At 71.7% G+C, this 12,665-nt stretch carries 5 protein-coding genes; 2 read left to right on the forward strand and 3 right to left on the reverse strand.

Annotated elements, in window-relative coordinates:
* Positions 1–64 precede the first annotated feature (64 nt).
* The 3 genes from IE260_RS19995 to IE260_RS20005 form a co-directional block, all read right to left on the reverse strand.
* Positions 65–3,691, reverse strand: a complete 3,627-nt coding sequence (locus IE260_RS19995; protein ID WP_189873737.1) for a TIM-barrel domain-containing protein — start codon at positions 3,689–3,691, stop codon at positions 65–67.
* Between the two features lie 104 nt (positions 3,692–3,795).
* On the reverse strand, positions 3,796–5,217 hold the full coding sequence (locus tag IE260_RS20000) for a Gfo/Idh/MocA family protein (protein ID WP_189873739.1): 1,422 nt from the start codon (positions 5,215–5,217) through the stop codon (positions 3,796–3,798).
* 187 nt (positions 5,218–5,404) lie between these two features.
* Entirely contained in the window at positions 5,405–6,409 is a 1,005-nt protein-coding gene (locus IE260_RS20005) for a LacI family DNA-binding transcriptional regulator (protein WP_373303372.1), read from the reverse strand.
* A 307-nt stretch (positions 6,410–6,716) separates the two neighbouring features.
* On the opposite strand from IE260_RS20005, the gene IE260_RS20010 reads away from it, so the two are divergent.
* Positions 6,717–8,537: a glycoside hydrolase family 35 protein gene (locus IE260_RS20010; protein WP_189873743.1), complete on the forward strand. Its 1,821-nt coding sequence runs from the start codon at positions 6,717–6,719 to the stop codon at positions 8,535–8,537.
* 79 nt (positions 8,538–8,616) lie between these two features.
* The gene (locus IE260_RS20015) at positions 8,617–12,654 is read left to right on the forward strand and encodes an endo-alpha-N-acetylgalactosaminidase family protein (RefSeq protein ID WP_189873746.1); all 4,038 of its coding nucleotides are present in this window, start codon (positions 8,617–8,619) and stop codon (positions 12,652–12,654) included.
* Positions 12,655–12,665: the final 11 nt, after the last annotated feature.

Genomic DNA, 12,665 nt, shown 5'->3' on the forward strand with positions numbered 1-12,665 from the left:
CCGCGTCCCGTCACGGCCGGGGCTCCCGGTGTGCCGTGGCGGGACGGGCGCGGTGCGGCGCGGGTCAGTTCGCCGTGGCCCGCCAGCGCTGGAGGGCTCCGCCGTCGTCGGTCGCCTGGACGACGAGGCCGGCTGCGGTGGCGGTCAGGGAGAGTCCGCTGTGTTCGGCCTTCAGTGTCAGCGTGCCCTTCTCCTCGGTGACGGTCCAGCGTTGGTTGGCGGTGCCGGTGCAGGTGTACTGGACCACCTCGGCCCCGGACGCCTGGGAACTCGCGGCCACGTCCGCGCACAGTCCGCTGCCGGCGTTCTTGAGCTGGTAGGTGCCGTCGTCGTCGCGGGTCACGTTCCACTTCTGGGCCGGCGACGTCGAGGGCTGCCCGATCCGCAACTGCCCGGCGTCGGTGTCGCCGGGGGCCTCCAGCCGTCCCTCTCCCCCGGCGGTCGCCAGCGCGTACTGGCCGTCCGGGACCGGCGGCGCGACGATCTCCTCGTCGCCCACGTCCAGGGCGAAGACGTGCACGGCGCTGTTGGCCGGCAGGGTGACCGCGGCGACCTCCTTGTCCGGGTCGATGCGCAGGGTCTTGGTGTAGAGGCGGTACTCGACGGTTTCGTAGGCCGGTCCGGACGGGGTGTTCTTGCCCTTGGTGGCGATCGCGGTCTTCGCCCCGTACCGGTCGGTCGGCAGACAGCACCAGTTCGGGAAGCCCAGCTCGGCCTCGCCGGTCGTGCCGTCCGTGTAGTGCACGGTCGCCGTGCCCTCGGCGCTGCCGCTGGTGCCGGTGCCGAGGAAGGCCAGCGCGTTGCCCTTCTCCCGACCGGACACCTTGATGGTCTGGCCCTTGCCCGTCACGTTGTCGGGGGTGCCCGGCTCGGCGTCGGGCCAGGTGAAGGCGAAGCCGTTCGCCTCCACGGTGGCGCCCGGCGAGACGCCCTTCGCCGCCAGCCGTTCGGCGATGAAGCTGGAGCCGCCGCCGTCGATGTCGCCGGGTCCGGGGTCGTCCTGCTTCGTCACGCCGACGTTGTCGGCGGCCGAGGCGAGTGAGGGGTGGGCCAGCGTGGTGCCGGTCCGGGTGCGCACGGTGTACTCCTTGTTCCGCGTCGCGTAGGACGCCCTGGCGGAGACCTCGTACTTCCCCGGCGTGGCTCCCTCGGCGGGGGTCACCGTGTAGCGGGCGGTGAAGGTGGCGCCGTCGGGCAGGTCCCGGGTGCCCGCCGGCCCGGCGGAGTCCACCGTCCAGCCCTCGGGGGCGTCGACGGCCGTTCCGGTCACCGTCACGGGCTTGCCCGTGTCGTTGGTGAACGCCACGTCGACCTGCTGGGACCGGCCGACCGTGCCGACCGCCGCGGTGCCGGCGTCGAGGCGGACGGCGCGGTCCTGGGGGTGCGTGCCGCCGACGGAGCCGGCCCCGTCGATGCGCACGGTCACCCGCTCGCCGGTGGACACGGGGGCGGTTCTGACGTGGACGACGCCGGTCCGGCCGTCGTAGTACCAGCCGGAGGGCGCCGACCGGAGCTCCTGCTCGGAGGACACCTCGCGCAGCCGCTGTCCGGCGGCCCGCACCCCCGAGGGGTCGGTGTCGGTGTGCACGGACAGGCCGTAGCGCCGCTGGGCCGGCTTGCCGTCGTACTCGCCCCGGAGTTCACCGATGCGGATGTCCACCGGGCCGCGACGGCGGGCGTCCGGTGCGGAGACCTCGATCCTCTGGGTGGCCGACTCGCCCGCGGCGTGCGCCCGGGAGCGGCCGTCGTCCTCGCGGAGGGTGAAGGAGGAGTCGCCCTCGGGATAGACGTCGAGGTCGAGTTGCCCGGACTGCTTGCCCTTCGCCCAGTCGGTCGTGCCCTCGGGGAACATCGGTACGATCGCGCCGGCGCGCACGAACAGCGGGAGCGTGTCCAGCGGCGCCTGGTAGCCGTCGAGGGTCCGTCCGCCCTCGTGGACACGGCCGGTCCAGTAGTCGACCCAGCGGCCCTCGGGGAGGTAGATGCCGTCGCGGACGTCGCTGTCCTCGTGGACGGGTGCGACGAGGAGGTCGTCGCCGGCGAGGAACTCGTACTTGGCCTTGTCGCCCCAGGTGGCGGGATCGTCGGGGTAGTTCAGGTACAGGGGCCGGGTGGGGCCGACGCCGTTCTTCGCCGCGTTCGCCAGGTGCGTGTAGAGGTAGGGCAGCAGGCGCTCGTGCAGCAGCAGGTACTTCTTGTTGATCGCCGTGTAGGGCTCCCCGTACCGCCAGGGCTGCTTGTCGCTCGCCGCCCAGCCGCTCATGCCGTACGTCATCGGCAGCAGCATCTTCCACTGCAGGTCGCGTACGTAGGTCTCGGCGCTGCCTCCGAAGATGCCGTCGATGTCGCCGGTCGTCACGGCCTGGCCGGACATCGTCGAACCGGCGTACGTGGGGATCTGCCAGCGGATGTAGTCCCACGATCCGGACTGGTCACCGCTCCACATCGCGCCGCAGCGCTGGGTTCCCGCCCAGCCCTCGATGGTGAGGACGGTCGCGCGGTCGCGGCTGTGCCGCTCGATGCCGTCCCGTGCCTTCTCGCAGGCGTCGAGGGCGAAGCGGTAGCCGGGGCCGACCCAGGCGACGTCGGTCTTGCGCACCCGCACCCCGGCGGCGACCTCGGTCTCCTGCTCGGTGAGGTCCGCCTCGGTCCACAGCCCGAGTTCGGCGCCGTGCTCGTTCAGCATGTCGCCGGTCCGGGCAAGGTCCTCGTAGCCGCAGCCGTAGCCGTCGTTCACCAGCATCCAGCCGAGGGGGATGCCCCGCTGTGCGTAGCCGTCGGCGATCTCGCGGGAGTCCCGCAGCGTCTCGCGTTCACCGCGGTTGGCGTTGTGCAGGTAGCAGTCGGCGTCGCCGACCTCCAGCGCGTACATCGGCAGCAGGGCGGGACGGCCGGTCAGTTCGGTGTACCCGTCGATGACCTCCTTGGCGTCCCCGACGAAGTAGTAGGCGTCGAAGCGCTGTTCCCGGTGCGTGGTCCGCACCGGCGCGCCGAAGTCGTACCGGCCGGGGGCGAAGGTGTTGCGCAGCACGCCGTAGCCGCTGCTGGAGAGGTAGAACGGCGCCGCGTTGGGGTTGCCGCCCTCGTTCCAGTCGTAGTCGCGGCTGATGTCGATGGTCTCGCCGCGGTGGCTGAAGCTGCCGTTCTGCATGCCGCCGCCGAAGAACTGCTCGTGCTCGCCCTGCTGGAGGGTCTGCACGGTGCCGTCGTCGGACCAGCTGAGGGGTGCGGTCTCCCGCCACAGCGGTCTGCCGTCCTCGTCGGCGAGCGCCAGGGTGACGGGCGACTTGGTGATGGTCAGCGTCGCCTCGTCGGTACGGACGACGTAGGCGTCGTCGGTCTCGGTGTGGGTGGAGCGGGCACCCTCGTAGTCGTTCTTGACGACGATGTCGGCGTCCGGGGCGCCCGGGTCCTCGGGGTCGTCGTTGGCCGGGTCGGAGAAGTGGCCGTCGGGAGCCAGACGGACGCGGAAGAGGTCGTCGTCGGGGAAGCTGATGCGGAGCTTCGCGTCGCCCGCGGCCAGGGTGTAGGTGTCACCGTCCGCGGTGAAGCCGGTGGCCTCGCCGAGCCGCCCTCCGACGGCGTCGGAGGTGTCGGACGGGCGGGCGGATGCGTACGACGGCACCAGCGCGGCGACCAGGGCGGCGGCCAGGGCGGAGACGAGCAGTCGCGCTCGGGACTGACGGTTCATGGGTCTTCTCCGGTGGGTGGGCGGGGGAACGCCGGGGATCCGGGCCCGCGGCCTTGCGGTGTGCGGCCGGGTGGCCGCGCGGTGCCGTCGTACGCGCACTCGGCTCAGCCCACGGGCGGCATGTCGGTGGGTGTCGAGTCGAGGCCCGGCCTCCGCTCACGCCAGGCGCCCCGGGTGAAGTCGGGTATCTCGACGGGGCGTCCCCCCTTGGCCAGGGAGGCGGCGCTCAGCGGGACGGGTGCGCACCAGGCCGCCGAGTCGTAGACGTCGATGTCCGGTACCAGCCCCGCGCGCATGAGCTGGACCGTGCGCCACTGCAGGACGTAGTCCATGCCGCCGTGACCGCCGTTGTTCGCGGCGTCGTCCCCGACCTTCTGCCACAGCCAGTGGTCGAACTCCTTGCGGTAGCCGGCGAAGTCGCGCCAGGAGTGGCCGCTGTGGTCCGGTTCGATGTAGATCCGGGCGCCGGTCGGGGACGGGCCCGTGTAGTCCTCGACGATGCCCCGGCTGCCGGCGAGGGTGTTGATCCGGCTGTACGGCCGGGGCGAACTGACCTCGTGCTCGGCCCGGATGGTCCTGCCCCGCTCCGTTTCGATCATGCAGGTGATCAGGTCGCCGTTGATGTAGGTCTCTTTCCAGGACGGGTGGTCCCTGGGGACGAAGCGCTCGCGGTAGTCGGCCAGTCCCCTGGGGGCGGTCGCGGTGGCGCTCAGTGTGGCCATCCGGTCGCCCCGGTTGACGTCCATGGCCGCCGCGATCGGGGCCAGTCCGTGCATGGGGTAGAAGGAGGCGGTGCTGCGGGTGTGCCACAGCCGCCGCCAGGAGTCCGTGTAGTAGGTGTCGGAGAAGAGGAGTTCGCGCAGGTCGTGGCAGTAGCCGCCGTGGCCGTTGGTGATGTCTCCGAACAGGCCGGCGTGCGCCATCTTGAGCATGGCCAGCTCGTTGCGGCCGTAGTTGCAGTTCTCGGACAGCATCAGGTGCCTGCGGGTGCGCTCGGAGGTGTCGACGAGGTCCCACAGCTCGCGCAGTTCGGTGGCGATGGGCAGTTCCACGACGGCGTGCTTGCCGCTCAGCAGCGCCGCCCTGCCGTGCTCGTAGTGGAACTCCCAGGGCGTGGCTATGTACACCAGGTCGATGTCGTCGCGCTTGAGCATCTGGGCGTAGGAGTCGGCGGAGCCCCCGTACTCGGCGGGGCGTGGCTCGCCCTTGCTCACCAGCCGGTCGGCGGCGCGTCGGGCGCGGTCGGCGCGGATGTCGCAGACGGCGGTCACGGTGCAGCCGGGTACGGCCGCCCAGCCCGTGATCATGCCTCCGCCCCGGTTTCCCAGGCCGATGACGCCGACACGGACGGTTCTGTGGACGTCGTACGGGACGCCGATCATCGACTTCTGGCCGGGTCTGCGGCGGGGTGCCTGCTCGGCCGCCGACGCGGCCGGGGCCGCGGCGCTCATGCCGGCCGCGAGCGCGCCCGTGGCGACGGCGCCGCCCAGCAGCAACCGGCGAGAGACAGCGGGCATTTCGGACATGACGGCAACACTCCTCAGTGGGTGGCCTGCATCACTGTCGGAGCATGACTCTGCGGGCTCGCCAGTTGCATGTCAATACGTGCTCGATACGTAGCTGTTCCGAGCAGTACCGAGCACCGAAGCGTCCGTGAGGGCACGGCTCGGATGCCTGCGCGTCCGTCCGCGGGAGGCGTCGTCCGCCGGTCGCTCAGGGCCGGGGGCGGGCACGGCCGCCGACCGGTGCCGTGCTGGCGCGGACGATCAACGCCGGCTCGACACAGGCGGGTTCGTGCGCCGCGTCCGGGTCCTCGATGTGCCGCAGCAGGTGGGCGACCGCCAGCGCTCCCATCTCGGTGAACGGTTGGGCGACCGTGGTGAGCGAGGGCGAGCAGTACTCGGCCAGCGCGATGTCGTCCACGCCGACGACGGAGATGTCCTCCGGCACCCTCCTGCCGAGTTCGTGGAGGGCGCGGATCACCCCGAAGGCCATCTCGTCGCTCGCCACGAACACCGCGGTGACATCGGGGATCTTGCCCAGGATCAGCCCGTTGCGATACCCCGAGGCGGGTGTCCAGTCGCCCTCCAGCACCGGAGGCACGTCCAGCCCCGCCGCCTGGAGGGTGTCGCGCCACCCGGCGCAGCGACTGGCCGCGTCGAGCCACTCCTTCGGTCCCGCGACGTGCCAGACGCTCTCGTGCCCCAGCTCGATCAGGTGACGCGTCGCCAGGCGGGCCGCCAGGGTCTGGTCGACGGCGACGACCTCGGTGGCCGGGGTCCGCGACCCGTCGACGGTGACGGTCGGCACCGAGCGGGTGAGCTGCTCGATCCTCGGGCTGACGTGGACCAGTGGCACCGACAGGACGACCCCCTCGACCCCCTGTTCCGCCAGCCGCGACATCGCCTGCTCGATCGCCGCGGTGTCCAGCGACGCGGTGGTAGCGGTGCTGACCGCGTACCCGGCTTCGCGCGCCGCCGTCTCGATGCCGAACGTCAGGTTGGTGCGCGAGTAGAAGTTGGTCTGCAGGGTCACGACGCCGATCGTCCGGCTGCGCCCCGACGACAGCATCCGCGCCGCGTTGTTCTTCCGGTAGCCGAGCTGCTCCACGGCGGCGAGCACCTTGGCCCGGGTCTTCGGCTGCACGTTGGGATGGCCGGCCAGGGTCCGGGACACCGTCTGGGCGGAGACCCCGGCGAGCCGGGCGACATCGGTCATGCCGGGCTGCCGCGCGACGCCGTCACCGGCCGTCCGCTTCCTCACGGGTCCCTTGCCGGCTTCCGGTGTTTCCGATGACATCGCTCGCTTCTCCAGTCGAACCGCGGCCGGGCCGCGTCGTCGCAGGTGCTGCTCCCGCGAGGGAGTCTAGCCACGCAGGCCCTATTGGCATCGATAACAAGCTCTGCCATAGTTCCGGCCGTTGCGTGGAACCCGTCCCGCGGGTTCGCAGTCAAAGGCCGGTGCCCGCACCGAGGGCACGGGACGTCGCCGAAATGGCATCGATAACATCGCAGGGAGCTGTCACGTGAGCGGTACGCCGACCCAGGACGATCCCGCGCCCCGGCCGGAGCCCGTCCTGTCCCACCCCGGGGGACGGCTCCTGCGCGCGGGGCGACCGCACCGCGTCCTCGCCGGATCGCTGCACTATTTCCGTGTCCACCCCGACCAGTGGGCCGACCGGCTCCGGCGGGTCGCGGCCATGGGCCTCAACACCGTGGACACCTACGTCCCGTGGAACTTCCACGAACCGCGCCCGGGACGGTACCGCTTCACCGGCGGACACGACGTCGAAGGCTTCGTCCGGACCGCCCAGGAGACCGGCCTGGACGTGATCGTGCGCCCCGGCCCGTACATCTGCGCCGAATGGGACAACGGCGGGCTGCCCGTCTGGCTGACCGGGCGACACGGGATGCGGCTGCGCTGCTCCCACCAGCCCTACCTGGAGGAGGTCGGACGCTGGTTCGACGAGCTGATCCCGCGCATCGCCGCTCTGCAGGCGTCCCGCGGCGGACCGGTGGTCGCCGTCCAGATCGAGAACGAGTACGGCAGCTACGGGGACGACCACGCCTACGTCCGCTGGGTGCGGGACGCCCTCGTCGCGCGCGGTGTCACCGAGCTGCTCTACACGGCCGACGGGCCGACCGAGCTGATGCAGGACGGCGGCTCCCTCCCCGGTCACCTCGCGGCGGCGACGTTCGGCTCCCGCGCACACGAGGCCGCCGGGCTGCTGCGCTCACGCCGCAGGGACGAGCCGTTCGTGTGCGCCGAGTTCTGGAACGGCTGGTTCGACCACTGGGGCGAGAAGCACCACGTCCGCACCGTGGAGAGCGCCACGCGGACGCTCGACGACATCCTCGGCGCCGACGGCTCGGTCAGCCTCTACATGGCGCACGGCGGCACGAACTTCGGCCTGTGGTCGGGTGCCAACCACGACGGTGACTCGCTCCAGCCGACGGTGACCAGCTACGACTCGGACGCGCCGATCGCCGAGAACGGCGCGCTCACCCCGAAGTTCTTCGCGTTCCGCGACCGGCTGCGTGCCGTCACCGGGGCGCCGGAGCGTCCGCTGCCCCCTCAGCCGCGCCTGCTGACCCCCCGTAGGATCCCCGTCACCGCGGGGGCCGGTCTGCTGGGGGCGCTGAGGGCGGCCTCCGAGCCGGTTCGCGCGCCCCGTCCGCTGAGCTTCGAGGAACTGGACCAGGCATCGGGCCTCGTCCTGTACCGCGCCGAGCCGAGACTGCCGAGCGGCACGCACACCCTGACCGTCTCCGGTCTGCACGACCGCGCGCAGGTCTTCGTGGACGACGTTCCCGTCGGCGTCCTCGACCGGGAGACCGCCTCGCTCGACGTGCCGGGCCGGGGCGAACGGGTCCGCCTGGAGCTGCTGGTGGAGAACCAGGGACGCGTCAACTACGGACCGCGGCTCGGCGGGCACAAGGGCATCCTCGGCGGCGTGGCGGTCGGCCGCCGGCTGGTGCACGGCTGGACGATGCACCCGCTGCCGCTCGACACGTGGACGCCGGACCACCTCGCCCGCGCGGCGTCGGCCGCGGAACCGGACGGTCGCGCCGGATTCGCGACGGCGCGGTTCACGATCGCAGAGCCGGCGGACACTTTCCTCGCCCTCCCCGGTTTCGCCAAGGGATTCGTCTGGGTCAACGGCGTCCTGCTCGGCCGGTACTGGGAGATCGGCCCGCAGCGCACCCTCTACCTGCCCGCGCCCCTGCTCGTCCCCGGCGAGAACACCCTCACCCTGCTGGAACTCCAGCGACCGGGCGACCACGTGGCGCTGCGTGACCGGCCCGAACTGGGGCCCGCCGAGGAGTACGTGGAGACCTTCTCCTGACCCGTCCGACCCCCGCCACGAACGCACCACCGTCTCCCGTCCCTCACCCGATCCGAGGAGGAAGTACCAGGTGGAAAGCATGACGTCCCCAACACCTCGACCGCCCGGACGCAGACGCGGGCCACGCCCCGGCGCCGTGGCCGCGGCGCTGGTCCTCACCCTGGGCATGCTGTCGAGTGCCGCCGTCCCGGCCGGCGCGGCCCTCCCCCGGGCCGTCTCGCTCCCGGCACCGGCCGCGACACCGGTGGAGCTGACCCGGGGCGGGCTGACCGTCACCGTGGCCGAGGAGTTCCCCCAGGTCATCTCCTACCGGCTGGGCGATCGCCGCCTCGGCGGGCAGGCGTCCGCCCTGGACAGCTTCACCGTCAACGGCACACCGCGCCGCGCCACCACCACCATGAAGGCGGAGGGCAGCAGGGCGACCTACACCTCCACCTTCGAGGACCTGCCCCACCTCACCATCACCTCGACCATCACGGTCACCGGGGAGACGACGGTCGTGTTCGCCGTCGAGAAGATCTCCGGCGACGCCGCCTCGACGGTGCGCACCCTCGCGATCCCCGGACAGTCCCTCGTCTCCGTCGACTCCTCCGAGCCGGGCGCGAACCTCGCCCGGACCAAGATCTCCACGGACTCGACGACGACCGCCGACCGGTTCATCCCCGTCACCGCCGGCACGGCCCCCGACAAGGAGCCCGTCGGCACCCCGTACGCGTTCGTCGGCAACACACAGCTGTCGGCGGGCATCGTCACCAACGCGACCGAGGACTCGCCGCAGAACGACAACACGAACTGGAACACCCGCCTGCAGTCGCGCGTCGTCGACGCCGGGGACGGCCGGCGCCGGGCGGAGCTGTCGGTCGGCACCTACACCTACGCGCCCCAGGGCGCGACCGACCCGCGCGTCGACACCTACGAGCTGCCCCGGGCGACCGTGGTCCTCGCGGCCGACGCCAACGACGACGGCACCGTCGACTGGCAGGACGGCGCCATCGCGCACCGGGAGCACATGCGGCGTCCGCTCGGCGCGGACCGGGTGCCCGAGCGCGTGGTGCAGCGGATCCCGTTCAACTTCGCGAGCCAGGCCACCAATCCGTTCCTGAAGACGCTGGACAACACCAAGCGCATCTCCATGGCCACCGACAACCTCGGGCAGTGGGTGCTGGAGAAGGGCTACGCCAGCGAGGGCCACGACTCCGCTCACCCCGACTACGGCGGCAACGAGAACGTCCGCGCGGGCGGGCTGAAGGACCTCAACAGGCTCACCCGTACCGGTGCCCGCTACAACGCCGACTTCGGCGTGCACGTCAACGCCACCGAGGCCTACCCGCAGGCGAAGACGTTCAGCGAAGACCTGGTCGAGGGGCAGAAGAACGGGTGGGACTGGCTCAACCAGGCCTACCACATCGACCAGAGGAAGGACCTCGGCTCCGGCGCGGTCCTGGACCGGTTCAAGAAGCTCCGCGAAGAGGCGCCGGGCGTCAGAACCGTCTACATCGACGCCTACTACTCCAGCGGCTGGCTGGCCGACGGACTGGCCGCCGAACTGCGCAGGACGGGCCTCGAGGTCGCCACCGAATGGTCGTACAAGTTCGAGGGCTCCTCCCTGTGGTCCCACTGGGCCGCCGACAAGAACTACGGCGGCGCCACCAACAAGGGCATCAACTCGAACATCGTCCGCTTCATCGCCAACGCCGACCGCGACGTGTGGAACGTCGACCCGCTGCTCGGCGGTGCCAACATCGTCGAGTTCGAGGGCTGGACCGGCCAGGACGACTGGAACGCCTTCTACCGCAACATCTGGACCGACAACCTGCCGACCAAGTTCCTCCAGCACTACCAGGTGCTGGACTGGGACCTCGGCAGGTCCGCGAAGCTCACCGGCGGTGTGAGCGTGCGGTCCGTGGACGGACAGCGGCAGATCTCCATGGGCGACGCCGTCGTGCTCAAGGGCGACACCTACCTGCTGCCGTGGGGGAACGCCCGCAAGGGCAACGGCACCTCCTCGCCGAGTGACGCCGACAAGATGTACTTCCACAGTGCCTCCGGCGGCACGCACACCTTCCGGCTCACCGAGCAGTTCGCCGGCCACGAGAACTTCACCCTCTACGGACTCACCGACCAGGGCCGGGTGAAGAAGGCCCGGGTGAAGGCCGACCATGGACGGGTGACGCTCACCGCCGAGAAGGGACAGCCCTACGTCCTGGTGCCGAACGGTGGCAAGGCGCCCCACGAGGACCCGCGCTACGGCGAGTTCACCGGTCTTTCCGACCCCGGCTTCAACGGCGGGAACCTGGACGACTGGAACGCCCGGGGCGGCGCACGGATCGTCCGGGCCGCAGGCGGCGACAACGTCGTCCGGCTGGGCGGCGAGGCCTCCGGCATCTCCCAGAAGGTCTCCGGGCTCGCACCGGGCCGCCGGTACACGCTCAGCGCCGACGTCGAGATCGGCCCCGGCGAGCGCCGGACCACGACGCTCCGGGTGCGCGGCGGCAAGGAACCGGCGGTGAGGACGTTCGACATCACGCCGGCGCAGAACAAGATGGCCGCCGACGAGAAGCGGGACACCTACGCCCAGCGGGCCGCCGTGTCCTTCACCGCACCGCCCGGCGGCAAGGTCACCGTGGAGCTCGGCGCCGTCGCGGGCGGGCCGGCGGTCGTCCTGGACGACGTACGCGTCATGGCGGACACCACCGCGCCGCTCCCCCGCGGCGAGGAGGGCACCGTGGTGGCCCACGACGACTTCGAGGGCAACCAGCCGGGCTGGGGGCCGTTCGTCAAGGGCGACGCCGGCGGTGTCACCGACCCGCGCACCAGCGTCAGCGACCTGCACGAGCCCTACAGCCAGAAGGCGTGGAAGAACACCTACTCCCCGTACGACGCCGGCACGTTGAAGGGCAAGGCGGTCGACGACGTGCTCGCCGGGCGGCACTCGCTGAAGTCCCACGCGGAGAACACCGGGCTGGTCTACCGCACCACCCCCGCCACCGTGCCGTTCCAGGAGGGGCACCGGTACGCGATCTCGTTCTCGTACCAGACCAACATCGAGGGCCAGTGGGCCTGGGTCACCGGCGCGGACCGAATCGCGGACGGCAGGGCCGCCTCCCGGGACATCGCCCGCGACGTCCTGGAACCCGCCCTCGACACGGCGGCCTACTCCCGTGAGATCGTCGCCGGCTGCGGGGACACCTGGGTCGGGCTGCGCAAGCTCGGCAGTGCCCGGGGCACGGACCTCGTGATCGACGACTTCACCGTGACCGACCTGGGCAGGGCCGAGGCCGGGACCGCCTGCGCCGGCGTCACGGTGCCGTCCGGCGCCGAGCTGAGCCCCGGGGTGCCCGGGGAGTACGTCACGACGTTCACCAACCACGAGCCGGCCGACGCCGTCGACGTCGGCGTCCGGCTCCAGGGGCTGCCCGAGGGCTGGAAGGCGGAGGTGAAGGAGAAGGACGGCAACCTCTTCCCGACCGTGAAGCCGGGGGCGAGCGTGCGCACCACGTGGCTCCTGACGCCTCCGGCCGACGCGGCCGGCACCACCCCCGCCTGGAAGGCGACCGCCACGTACGCCCACGCGGGGGCCACCAGGACGGTGTCGGCCGACGCCCGGGCTACGGTGACCACCGAGCCCGTGCTGTCACCCGGCTCGATGACGGCCTCCGCCGATTCGGAGAACCGCTCCTCGGGTCCCGGGGAGGGGCCGGCGTCCAACGTGCTCGACGGTGACGCCGGCACCATCTGGCACACCGACTACACCGACTCCGTCGCCCCCTATCCGCACTGGGTGACGCTGAAGCTCGGTGGCGCGGCGGACGTCGACGGCTTCGGTTATCTGAACCGGCAGAGCGGTGGCCAGAACGGACGCGTCGCCGACTACGAGGTCGCCGTGTCGCAGGACGGCACGCACTGGACGACGGTGGCCAGGGGCACCATGAAGGACGCTCCGCAGATGCAGCGGGTCTCCTTCGACCGGGTCCGTGCCTCCCACGTCCGGTTCACGGCACTGAACGCGCTCAACGGGCAGCCGTTCGCGGCCGCCGCGGAGATGCGGGTGTACGGGGTGCCGGTGGACCTCCCGACGGGCTATCCCCCGGGGGAACGCCCTGCCGACCGCCGCTGAGCCGGCGTCCG

Source organism: Streptomyces viridiviolaceus (assembly GCF_014650995.1).
GTDB lineage: Bacteria > Actinomycetota > Actinomycetes > Streptomycetales > Streptomycetaceae > Streptomyces > Streptomyces viridiviolaceus.